Source organism: Rhodococcus phenolicus, from assembly GCF_001646785.1.
In the GTDB taxonomy this organism is placed as follows: Bacteria; Actinomycetota; Actinomycetes; order Mycobacteriales; family Mycobacteriaceae; genus Rhodococcus; species Rhodococcus phenolicus.
Genome location: NZ_LRRH01000017.1, coordinates 22,442 through 44,179 on the forward strand (window position 1 = coordinate 22,442; position 21,738 = coordinate 44,179).

Consider the following 21,738-nt stretch of genomic DNA (forward strand, 5'->3'; position numbering starts at 1 on the left):
ACGGGAATCACTCACCGACTGGCGCGAGCACGAAGGAGACACTCCCCCGAGCAGAAGGGAACATACCCAGAGAAATTGGACAATGCAACATTGTGACATACATCACTGTAACGATCACCCGTATCAGATATATGGCGGCTGATAGGCCATATGGCGCGTCCCATAACCTGACCTGCATGGCACTTTCGGGGACATGGATTGCCGTCGACATCATCGGCAGCCAACTAGGTAACGACATCTTCGTGCACTCGGCCGCGGGGGAGCGCGTCGCTCGGCCCTTGCACAGGGCGAAATCGCTCGGCTTGGACAAGACCGGCGAAGCAGTAGTGAGGTCGGTCCTTTCCGCAGCCCTCGAAGGCCGTTCGATCCCACAAGTCGACGGCATGCACATCGAAACCCACCAGGTAGATGCCTCGGACGGAACACCGGTTGGCCTGATCGCCTGGATCGGGACCGACAAGCCCGGCCCGCGGCCGACCTACAACGCGTGGATTCTCGACATGGCAGCGATGACCACCCGGACCACTGGCGACAACCCATCGCTCATCGGCGATGGCCGCGAAGCCAACGAGGAACGCCACGTCCAGTACCTGTTCACCTACCTGAACCCAGAAGACGCCTGGAACATGGTCGGTGGCTACTACGACGCGCTGACCGGCGAAGACGGATTGCTCATCGATTCCTACTGGAGCCTGCGGCCCGGTGGCACCTGGGTGCACTTCTGGTCCAGCTGCCGGCTGCGAGTACGTGAGAACGACCAGCGCCTCCTCTACGGCCTCACCATGCAGCTCGACAAGCGAGAGATGCTCGAAGCGAACATTTCCTCGCTCGTCCGATACAGCAATGCGACGCTGCTGCTCGTGGAAGCCCGCCACACGATCCCGATCACCACCGTCGGAAGGCACGCCCCACTGGGAGAAAGTCGCATCTCTCAAGTCCTCGAGCAGGTCGACCTTGCCGAGCTGGCCAGGCCGGACGCTCCAGAAGATGCAGAGCAGAAGATCACGATCGACGGTGTTCCGTTCCTCGCGGCATCCTTTCCGCTGCATTCGACCCGTGAACGGCACGGCGACCCTGTGGCAATCATCCTCCTGGTCGAAGAACGGCACGCTGCTCTCGAAGAACAGCTCGCCTGACCTACCACCCACCAACCACCATCTACGAATCGTCAACTCGGAAGGAACTATCAGTGCGCGTTCTCGTCACCGGTGCAACACGCGGCATCGGCGCGGCCATCGCCAGCCAGCTCGTCAAGGAAGGACACACGGTATGGGGAACGCACCGCGGCTCATCCGTCCCTGACGGTGTACGCGCCATCGAATGCGATGTCACCGACGATGCATCGGTCGATGCGGCCTTCACGCACATCGAGACCGAAGACGGCCCCGTCGAAGGTCTGGTGGCCAACGCCGGTATCAACGACGACACCCTGCTGATGCGCATGAACACCGAGAACTTCTCGCGCGTTGTCGACACCAACCTGACCGGTGTCTTTCGCGTCGTGCAGCGCTCAACCCGAAACATGCTCAAGGCACGTTCCGGACGCATCGTGATCATCGGCTCGGTCAGCGGTCTGTCCGGATCGGCGGGTCAGGTCAACTACGCCGCCGCCAAGGCCGGTGTGGTCGGTATTGCGCGCTCGGTGGCCCGCGAACTCGGCTCCCGTTCGATCACCTGCAACGTCCTTGCACCCGGATTCACCGAGACCGACATGACCGACGCTCTCGGCGAGAAGAACATCGAGCTCGCCAAGCAGCACATCCCGTTGGGCCGATTCGGCAAGCCCGAAGAGATCGCAGCTACGGCGGCGTTCCTCTTCAGCCCGGGTGCCGCGTACATCACCGGAAGCGTCATCAACGTCGACGGCGGTATCGGCATGGGACATTGATGAATCGATTGGGGTCTTCTACCGGCTAGAACGCCGCGCCCCCTGCGATTCCGAACGAGGCCGGAACGGGAACGAGGTGCCGGGCCGGCCTCGTTTATGAGACGGGAGAGTAGCTGCCAGCCGCAGGGCGGCGACGAAAATGCCTCCTACCTGGGGTGACAGCACGTCCCCAACGTTTACTGCTCGCCGCGCAACTCTGCATACGCGGCCTCGGCGACAGGCTGTGCCTTGGCGTACTCCGAAATGGCAGTTTCGTCGTTCACGAAGAAACGCTCGTCTTCGATGTATCCGCGCTCATCGGACTGCTGTACCGCCAGCGCGTACGCTGCCGGGTCGCTCGGATCGGCCTTCACAGCTGCGGCGTTATCCAGGAACGTGTACGTCGCGACGCGCACCGCGTCCGTGGAATCGGCACCGATGTTGTACGTGAATCGCCATCCGTAGATGTCCGCGATTGCGGTCGCAGGCGGCGGCAGGGACAACCCGGACCTCCAGCCCGTTTCGGCCTGACCGGCAAGAAGAGCAGCTATGGCCTGTTCCGGCGTGCCTCCGCGTTCCTCCACCGCTTCGATGATCGCGACGGCGTTCCGCTGATGGATCTTGAAGAGGATGTCGGTGCTGTCTTCGCCGAAGACCGATACCGCCGGTGCTGCGGTCGTGCTCGGAACCTCAGTGCCGGCAGGAGCCTGCGGCTCGTCGCTGCCGCATGACACCAGAGCGGTCGCGAAAGCGGCGGTGATCAGGGCAGCAGCAAGGTTCTTCAGCTTCACAGGTCCTCCAGGTCAGTAGCGGATCTCGTCGATGAGCCAGCGGTCGCCTTCTCGCACGATCGTGACCCACACCGTGGTGTCGGGATCGACGGTATCGGTGCCGCTGCCGGACACCGCGGTCTGCTTGATGGTGGCCACGCGATGAACGACGGTGTCGGTGTCCTCGGGGCACCCGGAGCACTCGATACTGACGTCGGCGATGACCTTCGCTTGTTCCTCGGCCCACTGAGCCCACTGCACGCTGGGCCCACGCTCGGTGCTGGCGTCGACGATCATGCGCTCGGTAAGGGAATCGGTCAGCCAGTCCCTGGCCCGGCCGTAGGCATCGTTCTGGGTGCTGTCGGTGGCCGGATACCACGTGAACGCCACGGTCAGTCCCTGCTTGGCCGCATCCTCGGCTGCCCGAGCCGGGGGCGCTGGAGTCGTGATCTCCGCAGTTGTAGAAGGCCGGGGCGTCGTGCTGGGCATGGTGGGCGACGACGAACTGGTCGTTGAGCCGGCGCTCGCAGATCCCTCGACTTTGTTGGGGCGAGCCGTGCACGAATACGCGGCCCAGCCGATCACTGCGAGGACCAGCAACGCCACGACAAGTTTCCGTGCCTTCAAAAGGCCCTCCGATCCGGACAGAAAATGCAGATGAGCAGCATGAACGACACGTCCCCTTGCGCCGAATGGGTGAAACCCGCACCCATCAATCGCATGTCGCGGTGACGTTCATAGGTGTCGGGCGCCCAAGGGCGGAAGGGATTGCAGTTCCGGCCGGGGGCGCGAAGAACTTCTCCACTATCGAAAATAGGTCTCTGAGCAGCAAATATGGCACGTCCCCTACATCACTCGGCGGGCTTTCATTCCTGGTTTGAGCCGTGCTTCCGTGACGACATCGCCGGTAGTGGGTGCATGGACCATCTGGCCGTTGCCCGAGTAGATCCCTACATGGCCAGGCCCGGCCGGGCCCCAGCTGCCGAAGACGAGGTCACCCGGCTGCGCTTTCTCGATCGGCACCTCGACCCCGACGGTCCACTGCTGCTCGGACGTCCGGGGGAGCGAGACCTTGCCGGCACTGGCCGCATGGACCGCGAACGAGGTCAGGCCCGAGCAGTCGAACCCACCGCCGGAGGGCCCGCCAATGCCCCCGCCTCCCCAGACGTACGGCGTGCCCAAATACTCGCGCGCCGCCGCAACGACCTGCCCATTGCCGTCCGAGGCATTCGGCATGAACCGGCCCCGCGAGTTCGGGTTGGTGAAGGCCGCGCGCGCTGCGGTGATCTTGGCGACGTAGTTCTGTGTTTCCGCATAAGGCGGGATGCCTCGATGCAGCAGCACCGCTCCCGGCCCTGCGTTGTAGGCCGCCAGGGTCAGCTCGATCGGATCTCCCGGTACTTCGGAAATGTCCTGGTAGAGCGCGCACATGAAGTGTGCTTGCGAGATCACGGCATCACCGATCGAGTTCGGGTCCGCTGTTCCGTCACCATCGTGGTCCTTGCCCCAGGTAGCCCAGGTACCAGGCATGAACTGCGCCGGTCCCACCGCGCCGGCAGGTGAGACGGGAGCGTTCGGCCCGTGACGGAAGTTGTTCTCCTGCTGGAGCTGCGCGGCCAGGAGAGCCGAGTCGATCTCCGGGCACACCGCGCCTGCGCGACGCAGCCACGGCTCGAACTCGGCCGGTACGGCTCCGAAGGCGAGATTGCCGCCGCCGGCCATACCGAATCCCGAACAGTCGGCGGTCGAATGGGAGGCGGCGACGAGCTGCACGTCGCTGCTTCGCTCGCTGTCACTGGTGTGAGGGTCATCGGCGATCAGTGCAGCTCCGCCGTTTTGCTGCGCAATCTCGGGCAGCACGGTCACCGGGTCGATCGGTGTGCCGCCCTGCAACCGGCCGCCCTGCCAGTACTCGAAGTGCAGGTGTGGTCCGGTGCTGCTGCCAGCGTTTCCGATGTCGGCGATGTGCTCGCCCGCGGTAACTCGCTGGCCGGCGGTCACATGGATGCCATCGGCGAACATGTGCCCGTAGACAGTGCTCACGGGGGAGCCGTCGACGTTCGAGTCGATGATCACCCAGTTCTCGAAGCCGACCCCTGGCCCTTCCCCCGAGGACCCGGCGGCGACGACCACCCCGTCGAGTGCAGCGAGAATCGGCGTGCCAACCGGACCTGCCAGGTCATCGCCTTGATGCTGCCCACCCCAACGCGGACCGAATCCGGAGGTGTGAGTGGTTGTTCCGGGACGAACCGGCAACTGGATCGGGCCGGAGACCGGCACGGACGCGCCTGGTGCAGTCTCCGCGGAACCGCTGGTATCGGTCGGCAGGACCCGGCACGGATCGCGCGGGATCACCGGCGCACCCACCGAGCACGCGGACGTGCCAATGACTACGGCAGCCGCCCCACCGAGCAGCAGCGCCTTTCCTGCGCGGCGGACGCTCACAGCTGCCCCGGAATAGGAGTGTCGAGTTCCGGAATCGGAATCGGGCCCGGAACCGGTACGGGAGTGGGATCGACGGTGCGACTCGGTGTCACCTCGGAGTCGTCGCGATCGAGCGTCGGCTCAGAGGTCGTCGTCGGTGAGGGCGGAGAAGGTTTGGTCGTAGGGGTGGGCAGTGCAGATGCGTCGTCGTCCGTCGACGTCTGGGGCGTGGGGGTTGTCGTGGCCGGTCTTATGGCGTCTTCGACCTCGGACAGTTCCAACGTCGGCAGCGGAGTGGTGACCGCCCACTGCTGGGTGCTATCCGACAGTTCCTCGACGACGACCGAGACGAACAGATCTCCCGCCTGCGTCGGGACGCTCACCTGCGCGGCCGGAGCCTCTGTATCGCCGATCACCGAGGTGCTTGTCGTGGGGCCGGTGATGACGATCGGAGTCCGCGGCCGTGCGGCCACTGTGGCTGGACCGGGCGTATCCACGGTGTAGCGGCTCAGCGCGCGGGTCCACTCGGCGTCGGAAAGTGCCGTGTCGACGAAGACGTGCGCGTAGGCCATTGCGGTCGCGGGTGCGCTGGAAGCGATCCAGGACGCCGACTTGGCGACCACCACGGACTCGGTGACCTCGTCGAGGTTGTACTCGATTGCTGTCGTGGGCGGCGCGCTCTCAACAGCTTCTATCGCGGTGCTGTCTACGGACCGAGGCTGCGGATCTTCTCCGAAGATCATTCCGACCAGCCACAACACAGCGAGGCTAGAACCCACCGAGATCGCCAGGTTGGTACGTGAGTAGAGCACCCACCGTCGGATCGGTGCGAGCACGGGGTTGGGGCCGGACCTCGTCATCAGGCGTACCTATCCGTCGACTTGGGGCCGGACGGTGCAGGTGCATTCCGGACCCGTGCCCGGGAAGCGGTGGTCACCGTCGATCTGGCGGAGTTGAGTGCCAGGTGACGGGGGGGTCGACTCGGCTCGCGATTGCCGGTAGGGGTGTAGACCTTCATCGGTGCGATGGCCGAGCGATCCCCGCCGTCCCAGCGCTGCCCGACGCTCGCTGTCAGCATCTCCTTGCGAGCTTGCCGATCTCGGCGGCGGTTCTCGACCTCGTCCTTGTCCAGACGCTTCCACGCTGCGGCGCCGGATGCTGCGGCCCGCTCGGTGTCCTTGCGCTCCACGGGATTGTCTCCTCGGACCATGTCCCGGCTGGCGACAGCGGCGATGCTGGTGATACGTGCGTCGCGCTCGGCAATCCGATCGGTGCCCTGACCCAGACGTTCGATGCGGCTCTTTCGAGCGTCTGACCGTGCCTGTGTCAGTGCCTGCTGCCTGCGGTTGTTGAGGCCGCGGCCTTCGGGTCTGGCTACGAAGGCTGCCTTGGCCTCGCCGTCACCGGCGATGTCGTCTTCGTGAGCCCGTCGAGCGAAGCGTTCGCCGGCCTTGGCTGCGATTGCCCCACCGGGCCCGCCGATTGCTGCGCCTGCTGCGGCGAATGCCTTGGTCTTGAGGGAGCGTTTCGCCTCGCGGGCCTTGCGATTGACCATGCTCGTGTTGTTCTGGGTGAAGGTCTGGGTCATTCGCTTGAACGGACGCATGATCGCCCAGCACACAATGGTCAACAGGATCATGAACCACAGTCGCCAGGACCCGTCGACCTGACCGTTGTCGACGCCGTACAGCTGCACGAGGGCCATCAGGTACAGCGCGACGATGACCGCACCGGCTACGCCCCACATGTAGGCGGTGGCGAGCATCCGCATGATGCGGGCCAGCCAGCCACCGCCGGCAAGTGCGAGCGGCACCCACAGCGGCGCGAACAGGATGGCGAAGCGGATCGCGAGCAGTGCGGTGATTTTGAGCAGTGAGGCGCCGATCCAGAGCACTGACGGCATGGCCAGTTTGAGCATGCCGAGGAACCCGGTCGAGGTACGTCCGGAGTCTTTGCCCTGGAATTGGTAGTAGGACAACTGATGGTCGGATTCCAGCGATGCGACGATCTCGCGGAACTTGTCGGACTTTTGCTCGGCGAGCTCGGCCTGGGCGTCCGGATCGTTCTTGACGCGCTCCTGCTCTTCGTACGAGAAGGCCAGCGAATCGCGCAGCTTCGGCCCCAGTCCGGCAACGTCCGTCTGGTCGTAGTTGGTTCCGAACCAGCCTTTGCGCCAATCCTCAAGAAACACCCGATCGATCAGCACATTCTTCGGATCAGTCGGGCCACTCGTGAGGGTGCCACCGCCGGGGCCGTCGCCGAACTGGACCGAGAAGATCTGGTCCTGGGTCTCGGTGATTAGGGCGCCGAACGTCTCGTCGGCGACTTGGACCGCTTTCTGCGGTGCGCCGACGAACAGCGCTCCGAGCATCAGTCCGGCCGCGGCGATCGCCGAGGTCTTCGTGACGCCGGCGGCGTCGGCCTTGAGCGACTTCCACAGCACGGTCGCGGCGACGATGGTCAGCGCGATCATCAGCCACTCCACGTAGACGCCGCGCAGGCCATCCGAGATGGAATAGACGATGCGGTCGAACTGAGCCAGGGCGGGCTCAACACCTGCCTTGAGAGCGTCCTGCCCCGTGTTGGTTTGGTCGTCGAGCCAGAAGGCTGCGGCCGCGAGCGATTTGCCGATCGTCAGGAAGGTGTTGCCCAGCGTGGTGTCGGCGACCGCGCCGGGCGCCTTGACCAGATCCTCGCCGCAGCCGAGATCGTAGGTGTGCCACTTCAGTCCGGCCCACCCGTAACTCTCGTAGCCGGTGCCACCTCCCCCTTCCCGAGGTGCCCGGTGGGCGCTGGACGAGTCGAAGGTCGTCTCGATGACCTCGTTGGGGAACTCCGCGGTCGGCACCTCTGTGCAGTCGAATCCGCCCGCGACCGCTGCACCGGTGCCCGCTGCGACGAACGAGATGCCCGCGAGCATCAACACGGTCAGAAACCGCGCCAGCAGCCCCGTACGCCACCCGAAACGGCGCGGGGAAGGGCAACGGCCGGTCGAGTCGGCTCGGAACGGCTGCGGGCTCATGAGGCGCCGCCCATCGCCGCGCGGGTCGCCCGCGAGTCCAGCGCCTCGAACACGTGCGCCAGGTGGACGAAGTGGGTCCAGTCCGAGCGGATCAGTTCGATGTCGTCAGCCATCTTCACGATGAACCGGCGGGCCTGATCGAAGTGCTCGGTGTCGGTGTCCGGATCGAAGGTGTCCTCGCCGCCGCCTCCGAGGTCGGCCAGCAGTGCTTCGTAGCCTTCTCCGGACGGTAGGTTCAGCAATTTCAGAGCGCCGTCGATGGCGTGAGCGTTACCGCCGAGATCGCCGATGATCACCTCGTAGGTCAGAGCCGACTTGTCGTCGCTGCCGTCGACGCCGAGATAGTCATCGGGCAGCTGGGAGCACACGAGCGCGCGGACTTTGTACTTGCGCGAGTCACGCGCGATGCGCAGGTTCAGGGTGCGGCCGGCACCGGTCTGCTCAAGGTATTTGTTCTCGTCGAGGAACAGCACCTTGCGCTCGTAGCGCGGCAGTTCGTAGACGAGCCGGTTCGCCAGCCACGCGGCCATGTGCATCAGCGGGCCGGCCATGCGCTGCTGCGGGGTCCACTGCGACGGGTCGGTACCAGTGGGAGGCAGTTGCAGTCCGGGCATCGTCAGCACCGTCAACCGGATGTTGTCGTTGACGATGTCGTCCGCGTCTCCTGTGGTTCCGCGCTCGGGGAAGAGCACTCGGGCCTCGGCGAGATCGGCCATCATCGTCAGGTCCTGGTGCACGCTGCGCGCGCAGGTGCGCAGATCGACGTTCTCGTCGTCGTTACCGAGCGCGGCGATCGCGTCGAGGACTTCACGCAGGTTGTGGTGACGTTCGCCGCCGACGGTGTTTGCCGCGGTCTGCAGGACGGTTTCGGTCCACTCGTGTTCGAGGCGGGCGGGGGTCAACATCATCTTGAGTACCGACACCGCCACCGAGATCCGCTCGGCCTGCGCGGCGCGTACGTCGGCTTCGTACTGGGAGTGGGCGGCGGCGACAGGATCGGCGTCGTCGGCGTAATCCGGGTTGGCGGGGTCGTACTCGGGGTCGTCGCGGCGCGGGTCGACGATCACCCGGTACGGGTTCAGCGAACCGGGCCGGGAGGTGCGTCCGGTCAACGCTTGGACATCGGCGATACCCCGGAACTCGGGGAGCTGCGCGAGTTTCTTGAGCGGTCCGGACGGGTCGAGCACCACCCCGTAGGCCCCGGCGCGCACCGCTTGGTAGACGAGCATCCCGGCGAGGAAGGTCTTGCCCGAGCCGGGCACCGCGACGATCGGTGTCAGGCCGGACTTGTGCTTCTTCTCGTGCGCGGCGAACAGGTCCCACACCGCCGGCCGCGGGGCGATCGAGGCGGTCTCGCCGACCACCACACCGTTGCGGTCCCCGATACGGTCACCGACGGCGGCCATGCCGGCGGAGACGGCTTCGACACTCATGCGCCGGCAGTGCGCGATGTTGGCGAGCGGTTCGCCCGGGAGGAACTCGCGCAGCAATTGGTACTGCCCGTGCTCCTGCTCGAGGCGGATGCGCGGCGCATACATCTCCTGGAGCATCGAGACCTTTTCCTTCGCTTCGTCCGGGGTGGAGCCGACGACGAGCACCCGGTACCAGCCCTCGGTGCGCACCGACAGCCCGGAGTGGTCGTCTTCGATGTCGGAGATCACCCGCTGTGCGAGCGCGTGCTGTTCGGCGAGTTCCTGCGGCGGGACCTGGTCGTGTTCGACGGTGTAGTGGTCGAACTGTGCCTCGATGCGCGAGGTCAACCGGCGCAGCTGGTAGATGGACTGGCTCTTGGTCTTCAGACGGATGCGCTCGGACCATTCGAGCGGTTCACCGGACGAGTCACCGAGGACCTGCCAGGGCAGCATCTTCTCCGGGATCGGCAGCGGTGCCATGCGCCCGACCGTGAGGACGATGGCGTAGCCGGTGTAGTCGCGGCCGCCGACCTGACCGCGCACGGTGGTGTACCCGTCGCCGGGGGTCAGTTCGAGGTCGGTGAGGTCTTCGAGCGCAGCGACATCGGAGTGTTCCCAGTTACCGCCACCGGAGATCACACCTTCGGCATCGAGAGGCAATCCGAGCGAGGCCGAGCGCAGCAACAGATAGTCCATCAACGCACCCGTTGCGGGCTTGGCGCGCACCCCCTGCCCGGACAGGATGCGTTCGATCGTGGCGAGGTGATCGGCGAGCGCCTTCTGCTCGTTGAGGAACGCCGTGCGCGCCCAGGACCGGACCAGCTTCGCGACTCGGCCCAGTAGTGGCACATCGATCACAGGGAGCAGCCATTCGGAGACGGTGTCGAGTCCGACCGCCAGCGCGGGCCGCGGCGGTAGCTCCACGCCCCAGTAGCGGCCTTTCTGGGTCGAGTTGCCCCACAGCATCGCGTGCTGCTGACCGCGCAGATAGTCCGACCACGACAACGCACCGGGAACGTCGGGGATGGGTTCGGCCCACGCGTCGTGTGCTTGCGCCCATTGGCGCACGGGCCACGGGGTGCGCACCAGCCGGCGGTGCAGACCGGTGACGCCGGCGTCGGCGAGGTTCGCCAGCACCAGCGCTTCGTTTTGGATGTAGCGGCGCTGCCGGGCTACCGGGCGCATGTTCCACGGTCCGGGCTCTTGGATGAACCATGCGGTCGACTGGGTGCGGGTGCGGGTGATGTTGCCTTCCACGCCGACCAGTTGCAGGCGTACCGCTTTGCGGGCGCGATCGGCGCGCTTGGCGGCGGCCTTGGACTGGCGGGCGAACTCGGCGTCGGTGTCGGTCTTCTTGCCGCGCTTCGTGCGTCCACGCCTGCGCTTGCTGTCCGTCCGGTCCGCCTCGACAGTGATGGGTGGAACGCTCACATCCGCGGGGGAGGCGATGCTGCTGTCGGGGACCTGGGACCACGCCAATTCCGACTCTGCGACCCGCGCAGGTGCAGGCGGCGGGGGAGCGGTTCTACTCGCTGCCATCGCTGCGGCCCAGGACGGGGGCAGCGCGCCGGGCGGCACGACTGCCGGTTCGGGCTCGTCGAAGTTCGGATCGAACAGCGACGCGATGTCGTTGTCGGGCTGCAAAGTCATCGGGAGAGGTTCCCTTCGTTCGACACGGTGTCCTGCGCGCTACGCGGGGTGTGGAAGGCGGCAGGGATGCGGAGCACGACGGTCTGGCCGACCTTGGGCGGGCGTGGGGCGTTCAGGTCGTTCCATGCGGCTTTGAGCACCGACCGCAGTGGGCGATCGGCGTTGACGTATTTCGTGACCTTCGAGGTGAGCACGACACCGAGCGCGAGGATGATCACGATCGACTGGAAGTTGATCGGGACGTGCACGATCGCGCGGGCGATGATGAAGATCGCCACGGGGATGACGAAGCCGATTCCGACCGCTCCGTAGCGCACTCGGAACGGCAGTGTGAAGCCGGTCGGGCCGAGATAGTGCCGGTCCACGCGGTGCAGCATGTCGTCGTTGTCGATCACGGTCGTGCCCTTCAGTCGTCGGCCGGTGGTTGCAGGTAGCGGTCAGACCTGGATGCCGACCAGACCGAGGAGCCAGTTGCCGATCCCGGTCGCCGCGTTGGGGTTCGTCGCGACGCCCAGATACGCCATGCCTGCCAGCGACAGGCCGCCGACGGTGACGACCTTCGACAGGTTGCCGCGCAGGCCACCCATCAGCACCACGCACGCGATGAGAATGAGGATCGTGAAGACGATGTTGTCTTCGATCCATGCGCGCACCCCCGTGGTGCTGACCTCGGTGGTCTGGGCGAGTGCGTCGCCGGTGGGGATCGTTGTGATCGCCAGTTCGGCCAAGCTTGACGCGAGAGACATGAGCGCTCCATTGATGGTTCGGTCGATACACCCGAGTTGGGATGGGCGAGACCGTAAAACGGCGAGACGTTTTTCCCCAACAGGGTGACCGCACCTATCGCGTGTGTCCGCAGAGGTCGACAAGCAGATCGAACGAGACGGACACGCACCGCCGAGCGCCCCCGAAATGCGGTGCAGACATGACGCATCCGACGGTGGGCCGTAGCAGTGTCCACGAGCTCGCTCTCAGCGTCCACGCAACGATGCGCTCGTCGATGCCTATGGGGCGGTAGCAGTTATAGCTCTCATATGGGTACCCAGTACGCCTATCCCAGCGCCACTCTCGCGCGATGCGGCAGTGGTGGTCGCCCGGCGGTGATCGAGCACGGGAGAAGGGCGGCGCGGGTCAGACGTACGCGCACGGGGGGAAGAGCGCTCGTGTGAGCGCATGAAATCAGCGGTGGATTGGGGGATCGATTCGAGCGGTGGATTCGACCGCTCGAAAAAGCGCTCGTAGCGCCTACCTCTCCGGGGTCACTCCCCCCCGGCGTTCCTTGGGGGGGAGTGTAACTCAGAATTCCGCCGAGCGCCAACGCTATTCGCGACCGCCCATGTCGAACGCTATTTCAAGCGCTCGATGCACTGGTCGTACACACGCGCAGCGGCGGTGACGTCCAACGCTGTCGTGACCGCTCATCGGAGCGATCGTGAAGGCGGGGCGACTCGCACGATCGAGCACTCTTTCGCGCGGCGCGCGACCACTCCAGCGAGCGCTCGAAGAGCGCGACGCACGTGCATCGACGACCGCCATGTCGAGCGCTCGGCAAAGCGATGCGCACACAGGTTTTCGACCGCTGATTCGAGCGCTCCAAACAGCGGCGCCCAGCCGAGTGGAAGAGCGCTCGATGCAGCGATCGAACGAACAGGGGACGTACGCGCCTTAAGCGTCTGCCGAACATGTTGGAGAGCACGTCAATCGGCGGCCGGCGTCCCGATGCGACATGCCATCGCTCGAAAGGGCGGAAGGTGTCCACCCTGTTGGTGAAAACAGCACCCCTCTGTAACTCTGCTCGCACCCACCGAACAGCAGCCACATCGTCAGCGACGTCGACACGAGCGAAAGGCACAGGCAGTGAGCGGAACTCCAGACCCACTCAAAGACTGGTTGGTCGCTGTGTGGCGCGACACGGTCGGAGACAGTGGCGATGCTCGCGGCCCCCGGATCGGTGACGATGGCCGCCCCACCGGAGTCTCGCGCTTCGTGCCGTTCTCACCGTTCACTGCGGTACCTGCCGCAACGGCCTTCGCCAGCTCCCATCTCATTGCCTCCGCAGCCGGCAACCAGGCTGCGATCGACGTGCTGACTCAGCTGCACGACTACCGGTGGCCGCTGGCGGTAGCGACCGCACCGCTGATCGGTCTCGACCTTGTCCGTCACCGTGCCCGCCGGTGGTCGCAGATGCTCGAATCGATGGTCCGGCAGAGCACCGGTCACCTGCCCACGAAGGTGACTGTTCCGCTGTCCGCTGGTCGGCGCACGATGCGCCGCGCGACGATCAAGCTGCCGCGTGGTGCGGTGATCCGACCCAAGCAGTTCGAGGAATTCTCCCAAGCGGTCGAGTCGGCATTCGGTGGCAACGACTCGTGGGCGATGACGGTGCGGCACGACGCGCACCGCGACCGACTCGTCCTCACCCGCACATCGATCGCCCCGGACACCCGCAGCGAACGGCAGAAGGCTCTTCAGGACGCGCTCGATGCGGCGTCGATCTTCTCCGACCCCAAGGTCACCGTTGAAACGATCGATGAGAACGGCATCGAGACCGGCTATCGGATCACCTTCGACAAGTCGATGAATACCGGCTCGCCCGGCTTCCAAATGAAAGTCGAGGAAGCGCTCGCCTCGTTGGCGGGGGAGCACGAGTCAGGCCGCAATTGGACCACTGATTGGTATCCGAGCAGAGGATTCCTCGTGATGCGTTTGGTCACTGCCATGCCCACGCGTGTGGACCACCCCCTCGAATTGGTCGACGAGAACCTGCGGCACCTGCCCTATGCGACCGGTGCCGCGGACCGGATCATGTTCTGGGATGTGTCCACCAGCTCGAACAAGCCGCACTGCCTGATCGTCGGCCCCACCGGCGGTGGCAAGACCTCCGTGATCCGCACGCTGCTCACCGAAGCGGCGCGGCGCGGGATCCCGTTCGTCGGGGTCGATCCGAAGATGATCGAACTCGACGGCCTCGAGGGCTACCCGGGGTGCGGGGCGATCATCTACGACGCGCTGCGCGCGGCGATGTTCGTGCGCGCCCTGCACACCGAAATGATGGCGCGCAACGCCTACATCCATCAGATGAAGATCGAAGGCTCGCAGCTGCCGCTGATGATCGCGGTGCTCGACGAGTTCTTCATCCTCTCCGGCAAGTGGCAGCGCCTGGCCAAGACCGGCGACGACGAAACCAAGACGCAGCTCAAGGAACTCGATCCGCTCGGCGCGTGGGCGGATCTGGCGGTGCTCGCGCGCTCGGCCGGCATCCGACTGTTGCTCGGGGTGCAGCGCCCGGATGCGTCCCTGTTCGGCGGCGCCTCGGGTAATGCGCGCGACAACTTCGGCACCCGCATTTCCCTCGGCAATCTCTCGCAGGACGGCGCGCTGATGATGTGGGGCGACTCCACCGTCGGGCGGGAGGTCGACACCTCGGTCAAAGGCCGCGGGATCGCCCTCGGCGACGACGGTAATCCGGTCGATGCGCAGATGTGGTGGACCCCGAACGTCGACAAGCACCCGAACAAGTGGAACCAGCTCTCGGAGAGCGAGAAGGCGATCATCGACGGGTTGGTGCCGGCGGAGGCGCCGCAGTTCACCTGTTACTCGTCGGAGTTGGCCGAATTCATCGAATCCGAGCGGGCGCTGGCGAAGCGGGCCCGCAGCCACGGCAGCGTGCCCGAGCCGGTCGTCATCGGGGCGGGTCGTTCCGACGATGCCGCGGTGTCGATGGTCAAGGCAGAGCCCGAGTCGGCCTCGGAACCGGAGGTGGAAGACGACGACTTCGCCGATGCCATTCCGGCGTCGAGTGTGCAGGCCGGTCAGACGGTGCTTCTCGACGACTCCGGCGGCGAGCTGGTGCCGGTCACCGTCGACGACGTCGAGGTGCGCCGCAACAAGAAGGGCGAGGTCAGCTCGACCGTTCTGATCGTGGGCACCGGCCGCGTCAAGACCCGCATCACCTTCGATGCGACCGGCGTCGTAGCCCTGCCCGATCCCGACTCCGTAGGAGCGCCCGTATGACCTTGTGACCGTGCCGCATCGCACCGATGGGCCGACCTTGATCAGTGGCTCTCGTGCCGAGAGTCCATCCGCTACCGCAACACCGGAAAAACACCCTCGAAAGGATCACCATGACCCGCCGTATCTCCCAGTCGATCACCCCCACCACCGAGGACGTCGTCGCGCTGCGCGGACCGTTCATCTCCAAGGGCGCCAACGATCCGGTCATCGCCGCGCTGCGTGAATACTTCAAGGCATCGGTGCCTGCGTGGCTGCCCAAGCTCGACGAGAAGCAGGAACTGACCCGCGAACGTCTCGCCGAGATCCGCGACGCTTCGACCAAACGCCGCGCGGTCATCGAGGCGTTGCCCGAGGGCAAGGCCCGCGAGCAGGCGTTGGCCGAGTTGGAGCAGACCGAGGCCGTCGTCGAGGACATGGACACCGCGCTGGCCGGCGCCGGTGCCTTCGGCGGGAACTGACGATGACGCCGACCGTAGAAATCGAGGCGACCTCTGCGACGACAGCGCGCGCACAGCTCGCCGGTGCCGACGTGCCGCCGATGGAACTGGCTGCGACCGAGTTCAAGAATCTGGCAGCTGTCGTGCACGAGTTCGTGCGCACCATCGCGGTGGAGCAACAGGCGGCGGTCGAAGTCGTCTATCGGACGGGCAAAGACACTCGTTTTCTCACGGTCGGCCCTGACGGTAAGCTCACCGAGAACGCCCCGAGCGTGCCCATCCCGGTCGTGGCGACCGATCCGGAACCGGCGGCCGCGGAGCCTGCCTCCCCGCCGCCGGCCGGACCGGTGACCGTGGCCGCCGAATCGATCCCGTACGAGGCGCCCGCTCAGCCTGTCGAGCCGCCCGTGCGGCCCGCGCACACGGCTGCACCCACCGCGGGGCTTGTCCGGCCCGTAGACGCGGCCACAGGCCCGATCGGGGTGGTGCCGGCACTGTCGGCACCGGGCGTGAATCCCGCGGCGAGCCTGCCCGCCCGGATCGGTATGCGGGGCCGTCTCAATGCGATGCTCGGCCTGGCCTTGGCCCCGAAGGCGGACTCGCTCGAGATGCGGCTGCGCGAGGCACAGGCAGCGATCGCGGGCCCGCTGCCGGAGGGCGCGGTGATCACCTTCGCCAACCTCAAAGGTGGCGTCGGCAAAACGCCGATGTCGATCGCCCTGGCCGAGACGATTGCCGAGTACCGCGGCCCCGCCACGGCCGCGTGCTTGGACCTCGGGGAAATCGGCGGCAGTTTCGCCGACCGGGTCGCGGTCCCCCCGGCAGCAGGACACGATGCGGTCAGCGTCCTCGCGGACCTCGGCCAGACGCCACACCAGGTACGCCCGTCCACCCTGGCGCGCTATCTGACCCGCCAGCCGAACGGCTCCTACGCCCTGGCAGGACCGGCTGGAGCCGAAGCGCCACTGAGCTTCGACGATGCCGCCACACTCGGGACGATCCTCGAACGGCACTACGACCTGCTGCTCGCGGACACCGGAAACTCGAGTCACTCGGGCAGCTGGCAGTGGGCGATCACCGCCGCGAACACCGTGGTGGTGCCCGTTCCGCTGCGCCGCGACGCCGCGGTGGCCGCGCAGCGCACCCTCACTGCGATCTCCGCGGTCCGCCCGAATGTGCTTGCGCGCACCGTCGTCGTCATCACTGACGGACCGGGGGATGCGCCGATGGTCGAGACCGAGGCCGTCGAGGCGTTCACCGCGCTCGGGGTGTCGGTGTGCCGGATGCCGTTCGAGCCGGTCTTCGCGTCCGGGGAACGGATCGTGCTGTCACAACTGCGCCGCGAGACCTGCGATGCGCTGACCGTGCTCGCGGCGACCGTCACCCGGATCGGCAGTGATGCCGCTGGCTGAGTCGTTGCCCCCGCTGCGCGGTGGGCCCGTTTTCTTCACCTACTTTCACCGAGAGGTACAGATGAGCATCGACACCACTATCGGAAACCGCGCCGCGCGCCGCGCACAGGGACGGCATCGTCGTCGGTCGGCGAGAAGCACTGCGACGGCGCTGGCGGTGGCCTCCGCTGCGTTCGGGATGTCCGCGATGGTGGCAGGCCCGGCGTCGGCCGAACCGATTCAGGGCGGGGTGACCGGCGGCACCACGCAGGAAGGTGTGACCAGCGGCGCGCAGACCGGCGGCACCACCGCGGCCGAGACGCCTGCGCCGAGCGCCGCGGAGCCGAAGGCCGACAGCAGTTTCTGGGTCGCGCCGCCGGCACAGTACAACCAGGGCACGCGTGCCTACGACCCGCAGACCGGTGGCGGGGTGACCGTCGTGGACTACTCGACCGACTATTTGACCGACTACTCCGGTGGGGGTGGATACGGCGGCGACAGCGGTTACGGCCACTCGGGTGAGGCGACGCCGGCTGTGGACTGGAGCCAGCTGCGTGCCCCGACCCCGGTGATCGACCCGACCGTGCCGATCGAGGCACCCAAGGACACGATGCGCATGGGCCGCGTGGTGTTCGACCAGCCCAACTGGGTCTCCGACATCGACGCCGAACGCACCAACAACACCACCGCAGTGATCGAAGCTCAGGTCACCGATGCGTGGCGCTCGGTCGGCCTCGATACCACCGAAGCCGAACGTGTCGCCTCGGCGCAGGTCGCCGGCGCTGCGCTCGGTGCCGGTGCCGGTGCGGCTGCCGGGTGCGCAGCGGTCGGTGTCCCGGCCAGCCTCGTGGTCAGCACGGTCGCCGGTATCGGCGGCGCGATGGCCGGAACGATGGTGCCGCTTCCGATCCCCGGCGTTGCTCCGGTCACCAGCGGTGTGGCCGCGACAGCGGTCGGTGCGGCCGGCGGTCTGGGTGTCGGGTGCGCGATCGGCGGCGGTATCGGCGCTGCTGTCGGTGGTGCTGCCGGCCTTGCTGCCGGCACGGCCTACGGCGCCGGTGAGAACGCCACGCCGATCGAGGCTGAGGTTCCCGACGTCGAGGCCGAGACCGTCGGCGAGCAGGTCGACGCCACGCTCGAACAGTGGTCACAGGACCCGGTCGGTCAGGTCGTCGTCGACGCTGTGCAGACCTTCACCACCGACACGGCCCCGGCGATCGACACGCAGGCCCGCGATTTCGTGCAGGCACAGCCGGGCGGTGAGCAGATCATCGAACAGGTCGACCAGACCCTCGAGACGTTCTTCAACGACGCCACCCCGGGCCTGGCCGGAAACCTGATCACCAACGCCATCGGCGACGGAATCACCCAGTTCGGTATCTGAGTCGAGATGAAAGTGGGCAGCGTCATGAGGAAGCCGAACATCAAGCGGCGGACCCCTCGCCATCCCGCGGTGGTCGACCTTCTCGGTGGTGCACCCACCTCATCTGCGGCGACGCCGTCGACCCCGACCGCTTCGGCGGCACCGGGACCGGCGGCGTCGCCGCGCGCGGGTGGCCGTCGGCGAGTCGGCCGCACTGCCGCTGTCGTTGTGGTGGCCGCGGCCGTCGTGGCAGGCGCGATCGCCGTCGCCGGACAGTTCACCGCAGGTCACAGCGCCGCCGAATCAGCCGCGTCGACAGAGGCTTCGGACCCGGCATTCGCCCCGGTCGACGACAACGGTCTGCCGGTGCTCAATCTGCCAGAGGACACCGAGCCGGCCGCTGCCCCCGCCGATCCGGAGGTCAGCGATGAATGCCGCGCCGATCGCGGTGATCAGCGCAGTGGGCAGGGCGTGATCGCCGCGTTCAACTACGCGTACTACAACCGCCGCGATGGGGTCGCCGCCCGCGCCCTGGCCACCCCGACCTCGACGGTCACGCCCGCCCCGGAGTTGCAGACCTTCATCGACAAGCTCCCGCAGGGCACCAACTACTGCCTGCGCACCGTCGAGCTGTCGGCCGGGGTGTTCCTCGTCGACCTGTCGGTCATGCGACCCGGTGAGCCGGTCGAGCGCGGCACTCAGACCGTGACCACCGCAAAGATCGACGGCCTCTGGTACGTCGACGTGTTCAAGTGACCGGGCCCCGCGCCGCCGTCCCTGCTGTTCCGAAAGGACCACCCGGAGATGTTTGTGACCGACCAGCTGCGCCGCGCGGCGCTCGCGGGGGCGGCCCTCGCGAGCGGACTTGCCGTGTTGACCGGATGTGGCGACCAGCCGCGCGCCGCTGCGGCAGTGTCCACGTCGTTCAGTGGCCAGGTTGTCACCGGTACCAGCACCGATCTGGGAAGCATCGTCTTCGGCTGGGGAGATACGCACTCGGACACCGAGATCACTACACCTCGACCGGACGAGGTCACCGCCCGGTGCACCGGCCACGGCCACGACTTGGCCGTCGAGATCACTGCTGCGCACGGGTGGACGATTCGCGCTGCGTACGGCTCACCGGTGCTGACGGTGGCCAACACCGACCAGCAGCTGCCGGCCGCCGAGATCGACACCACCACCGCGTTGATCGCTGCGCCCGAGCCGGTGGACTGGTCCGAACCCGACCAGCTCGATATCGCCGTGGCCGCCGACCGCCCGGACGAGTGGAGCAGCGAGCACAGCGGTCGGGTGTATGTCTCGGTGCACGTGGACTGCCGCTGACCGGTGTCACATCACGTCCTTGGTGGACGTTGCTGGCGCACGTACACGACTGAGGTTCGTACTACGTGAACAGCGTTTATAAGTTTTCCTATATGCAGGTATGCTGGTGGGTGCGATCTCAGACAAGTGCGACGCCAGCAGGAGGTGCGCCATGACGACGATGATGAAGCCCGATGAGCAACTCATCGCGGATCTGGGCCGGGAGAAAGCCCGGGAAACCGCTGCGCATATCGCGTATCTGCGGCATCTGCGTCAGCTCCACGAGCGTGGTTTCATCCAGGTGCGCTTGGCCAAGATCGTCGGCGTGAGTCAGCCGACGATCAGTGACATGCTGCGCCGCGCTCGTGTCGATGCTCCTGATGTGCGGCCCGGTACGCACGGGGGGACCGCCTACGAGATCGCCGCCCGCTATGCCGCTGGTGAGATCTCGCGCACTGCCATGTTGCGTGAGCTGACCGGATGGAAGTACGAACGCCCTGCCGAGCCCAATCCCTTCGAGTGGGCCGAGGACGGAAACCCTGCCACAGAAGGAAGTTTCACCGTGCAGGTCGGGCGTGCTCTGCGTGACGGGTTCCTCACAGACGAGGACTACGATGCCCTGCTCGAGGCGCTGGCAGACCGCTGACCTGTGCTCACACCCGCCGACATCGACGCCCGCCGTAGTTTCCTCACCTCCCTCTCCGCAGGGGAGGGACCGCTCCAGCCTGATGCGCCCCATGCCACGGTCAACAATCGCCGCTGGTTCCGGCGGATCGACGGCGCCCCGGTGCCCACCAGCGCGCGCCGACGACTGCACGAGCAGATCCTCGAGCGGTGGCGCGCCGCGAACCCGCATGTTGCCCGCGAACGCTCGGCCATCGTGATGGCCGGCCCACCCGGTGCGGGCAAGTCCTCGTCCCACGATCAGCTGTTTCGGGGCCGTGATCGGCGTCGATGGCGCGAACTCGACGCCGATGTGTTCAAGCGCTACCTGCTCGAAGCGGCTCTCGCCGACGGCACCCTCGAGGAAATGTTGCCGCCGGAATTGCGCGCAGCACAGGGAGAGGACAGTCGGTTCTATCCTTTCGAGTTGTCGGCGCTGGTCCATCGTGAATCGACCGATGTTCTGTTCGCTGCTGCCGAACGCGATGCTATCGCGGACGGGGAGAACCTGATCATCGATGGCACTCTCGCGTGGAAAGCCCACGCCGAGCGGCTCCTGCGTCACTTGCAGCAGGCCGGTTACACGATCCACGTCGTCGATGTCGAAGCGCCGCAGCACGTGGCCGCCGAGCGGATCGTGACCCGCTGGCGTCAGGGGCTGCTGCGGGCGTTGAGCGAGCCTGCCGATCCCGTCGCACGTCTCGGTGGCCGTTGGGTGCCGGCCACCGCGGTCGACGCGCTGTTCACCGAGTTTCGCCAGCCCGATCATTTGCCGCTGCGCGGCCGGTCGGTCACGCAGGTCAATGCGCTCGAGGTGAGTGAGGCGAACACCGCGGTCGGGTGCTACGACCTGTATCGCACCGACGATGCGAGCCGCGGTGCTGAGCACATCGAACGTCGTGAGCGGTCGACCGAGGGTGGGGAACTACATCTGACATGGACGGCGGCTTCGACGCCGGTCGAATGAACAAGGCGCCGAAATCGCGAGAGTGCGTTGAGGTTCTCTCACGCCAGTGCATGTGATGTCGAAGATGCTCACCCGTGACAACAGTGAGGGGGTTCAGGAACGTGGGGTACGCGTAATCTCGCCGGGAAAGGGCGACGATCTACAGTTTTCGCCAGGGGGCTCTCGGGTCCGCGAGTGTGTCGAGCATGAGCTGGCACCAAAGGTAGGCGGCGTTCACAGCCAGGTGTCCATGACGTGGACCGAGACCTGTAGGTCTCCGATCGCGACCGTGGCCGGTGCCGTAGGCGTTGCGCAGTTCGGCGACGCCTATCGCGATGCTGAGCGCCCCGCCTAAAGATGTTTCGGTAATAGGGCGTGTCGTTGCACGTGATTCGCGCCGTGCTGCTTGATCATTGACGAATGGCAGGGAAGAAGACCGGTTCCGGCGAGGAACCCGACCCCCGGAAAGTCAAG

At 66.3% G+C, this 21,738-nt stretch carries 19 protein-coding genes; 10 read left to right on the forward strand and 9 right to left on the reverse strand.

Features of this window, described 5'->3' with window-relative positions; all coding sequences use genetic code 11:
• Window positions 1-176: 176 nt before the first annotated feature.
• Window positions 177-1,136, forward strand: a complete 960-nt coding sequence (locus tag A8G15_RS06455) for a hypothetical protein (RefSeq protein WP_068156883.1) — start codon at window positions 177-179, stop codon at window positions 1,134-1,136.
• A gap of 53 nt (window positions 1,137-1,189) precedes the next feature.
• Window positions 1,190-1,888 carry a 3-oxoacyl-ACP reductase FabG gene (gene fabG, locus A8G15_RS06460; RefSeq protein WP_082899697.1) on the forward strand — a complete coding sequence of 233 codons (699 nt, stop codon included), beginning with the start codon at window positions 1,190-1,192 and terminating at the stop codon, window positions 1,886-1,888.
• 176 nt (window positions 1,889-2,064) lie between these two features.
• Here the strand turns inward: fabG and A8G15_RS06465 are convergent, their stop codons facing one another.
• The 8 genes from A8G15_RS06465 to A8G15_RS06500 all read right to left on the reverse strand — a co-directional run bounded on the left by A8G15_RS06465 (window position 2,065) and on the right by A8G15_RS06500 (window position 11,891).
• Complete coding sequence (locus A8G15_RS06465; RefSeq protein ID WP_068156889.1) at window positions 2,065-2,658, reverse strand: hypothetical protein; 594 nt, start codon at window positions 2,656-2,658, stop codon at window positions 2,065-2,067.
• A gap of 12 nt (window positions 2,659-2,670) precedes the next feature.
• Window positions 2,671-3,027 (reverse strand): hypothetical protein, encoded by a 357-nt coding sequence (locus A8G15_RS32345; protein ID WP_342671555.1) that lies wholly within the window; start codon window positions 3,025-3,027, stop codon window positions 2,671-2,673.
• 456 nt (window positions 3,028-3,483) lie between these two features.
• Window positions 3,484-5,082 (reverse strand): peptidoglycan DD-metalloendopeptidase family protein, encoded by a 1,599-nt coding sequence (locus tag A8G15_RS06475; protein WP_068156894.1) that lies wholly within the window; start codon window positions 5,080-5,082, stop codon window positions 3,484-3,486.
• Window positions 5,079-5,921: a hypothetical protein gene (locus tag A8G15_RS06480; protein ID WP_068156897.1), complete on the reverse strand. Its 843-nt coding sequence runs from the start codon at window positions 5,919-5,921 to the stop codon at window positions 5,079-5,081. Before A8G15_RS06480 ends, A8G15_RS06475 begins: the two co-directional genes overlap by 4 nt.
• Window positions 5,921-7,981 (reverse strand): hypothetical protein, encoded by a 2,061-nt coding sequence (locus A8G15_RS06485; protein ID WP_156665277.1) that lies wholly within the window; start codon window positions 7,979-7,981, stop codon window positions 5,921-5,923. Before A8G15_RS06485 ends, A8G15_RS06480 begins: the two co-directional genes overlap by 1 nt.
• Window positions 7,982-8,079: 98 nt before the next feature.
• The gene (locus A8G15_RS06490) at window positions 8,080-11,145 is read right to left on the reverse strand and encodes an ATP-binding protein (RefSeq protein ID WP_068156902.1); all 3,066 of its coding nucleotides are present in this window, start codon (window positions 11,143-11,145) and stop codon (window positions 8,080-8,082) included.
• The gene (locus A8G15_RS06495; RefSeq protein ID WP_068156911.1) at window positions 11,142-11,540 is read right to left on the reverse strand and encodes a hypothetical protein; all 399 of its coding nucleotides are present in this window, start codon (window positions 11,538-11,540) and stop codon (window positions 11,142-11,144) included. Before A8G15_RS06495 ends, A8G15_RS06490 begins: the two co-directional genes overlap by 4 nt.
• 42 nt (window positions 11,541-11,582) lie before the next feature.
• A complete protein-coding gene (locus A8G15_RS06500) occupies window positions 11,583-11,891 on the reverse strand; it encodes a hypothetical protein (protein WP_068156914.1) in 309 nt (102 codons plus the stop codon).
• Between the two features lie 1,111 nt (window positions 11,892-13,002).
• Between A8G15_RS06500 and A8G15_RS06505 the strand changes: the two genes are divergently transcribed.
• From A8G15_RS06505 to A8G15_RS06540, 8 genes are all read left to right on the forward strand, one after another.
• On the forward strand, window positions 13,003-15,159 hold the full coding sequence (locus tag A8G15_RS06505; RefSeq protein ID WP_068156917.1) for a type IV secretory system conjugative DNA transfer family protein: 2,157 nt from the start codon (window positions 13,003-13,005) through the stop codon (window positions 15,157-15,159).
• A gap of 110 nt (window positions 15,160-15,269) precedes the next feature.
• Window positions 15,270-15,617 carry a hypothetical protein gene (locus A8G15_RS06510; protein WP_064257753.1) on the forward strand — a complete coding sequence of 116 codons (348 nt, stop codon included), beginning with the start codon at window positions 15,270-15,272 and terminating at the stop codon, window positions 15,615-15,617.
• A gap of 2 nt (window positions 15,618-15,619) precedes the next feature.
• A complete protein-coding gene (locus A8G15_RS06515; protein ID WP_064257752.1) occupies window positions 15,620-17,008 on the forward strand; it encodes a CpaE/TadZ family protein in 1,389 nt (462 codons plus the stop codon).
• A 61-nt stretch (window positions 17,009-17,069) separates the two neighbouring features.
• A complete protein-coding gene (locus A8G15_RS06520) occupies window positions 17,070-18,371 on the forward strand; it encodes a hypothetical protein (RefSeq protein ID WP_064257751.1) in 1,302 nt (433 codons plus the stop codon).
• 24 nt (window positions 18,372-18,395) lie between these two features.
• Window positions 18,396-19,106 (forward strand): DUF8176 domain-containing protein, encoded by a 711-nt coding sequence (locus A8G15_RS06525; protein WP_064257750.1) that lies wholly within the window; start codon window positions 18,396-18,398, stop codon window positions 19,104-19,106.
• A 48-nt stretch (window positions 19,107-19,154) separates the two neighbouring features.
• A complete protein-coding gene (locus A8G15_RS06530) occupies window positions 19,155-19,676 on the forward strand; it encodes a hypothetical protein (RefSeq protein WP_231912158.1) in 522 nt (173 codons plus the stop codon).
• A gap of 151 nt (window positions 19,677-19,827) precedes the next feature.
• A complete protein-coding gene (locus tag A8G15_RS06535) occupies window positions 19,828-20,301 on the forward strand; it encodes a hypothetical protein (RefSeq protein ID WP_068156919.1) in 474 nt (157 codons plus the stop codon).
• Window positions 20,302-20,304: 3 nt separating this feature from the next.
• Window positions 20,305-21,285 carry a zeta toxin family protein gene (locus tag A8G15_RS06540; RefSeq protein WP_064257748.1) on the forward strand — a complete coding sequence of 327 codons (981 nt, stop codon included), beginning with the start codon at window positions 20,305-20,307 and terminating at the stop codon, window positions 21,283-21,285.
• A 139-nt stretch (window positions 21,286-21,424) separates the two neighbouring features.
• Here the strand turns inward: A8G15_RS06540 and A8G15_RS32460 are convergent, their stop codons facing one another.
• Entirely contained in the window at window positions 21,425-21,691 is a 267-nt protein-coding gene (locus tag A8G15_RS32460) for an abortive infection family protein (protein WP_082899699.1), read from the reverse strand.
• Window positions 21,692-21,738: the final 47 nt, after the last annotated feature.

Excerpts from the sequence above, each read along its gene's own strand:
- A8G15_RS06455 (WP_068156883.1), top strand. The coding sequence starts at position 177 with ATGGCACTTTCGGGGACATGGATTGCCGTCGACATCATCGGCAGCCAA.
- A8G15_RS06480 (WP_068156897.1), bottom strand. The coding sequence starts at position 5,921 with ATGACGAGGTCCGGCCCCAACCCCGTGCTCGCACCGATCCGACGGTGG.
- A8G15_RS06485 (WP_156665277.1), bottom strand. The coding sequence starts at position 7,981 with ATGCTCGCGGGCATCTCGTTCGTCGCAGCGGGCACCGGTGCAGCGGTC.
- A8G15_RS06490 (WP_068156902.1), bottom strand. The coding sequence starts at position 11,145 with ATGACTTTGCAGCCCGACAACGACATCGCGTCGCTGTTCGATCCGAAC.
- A8G15_RS06500 (WP_068156914.1), bottom strand. The coding sequence starts at position 11,891 with ATGTCTCTCGCGTCAAGCTTGGCCGAACTGGCGATCACAACGATCCCC.
- A8G15_RS06510 (WP_064257753.1), top strand. The coding sequence starts at position 15,270 with ATGACCCGCCGTATCTCCCAGTCGATCACCCCCACCACCGAGGACGTC.
- A8G15_RS06515 (WP_064257752.1), top strand. The coding sequence starts at position 15,620 with ATGACGCCGACCGTAGAAATCGAGGCGACCTCTGCGACGACAGCGCGC.
- A8G15_RS06520 (WP_064257751.1), top strand. The coding sequence starts at position 17,070 with ATGAGCATCGACACCACTATCGGAAACCGCGCCGCGCGCCGCGCACAG.
- A8G15_RS06525 (WP_064257750.1), top strand. The coding sequence starts at position 18,396 with ATGAGGAAGCCGAACATCAAGCGGCGGACCCCTCGCCATCCCGCGGTG.
- A8G15_RS06530 (WP_231912158.1), top strand. The coding sequence starts at position 19,155 with ATGTTTGTGACCGACCAGCTGCGCCGCGCGGCGCTCGCGGGGGCGGCC.
- A8G15_RS06535 (WP_068156919.1), top strand. The coding sequence starts at position 19,828 with ATGACGACGATGATGAAGCCCGATGAGCAACTCATCGCGGATCTGGGC.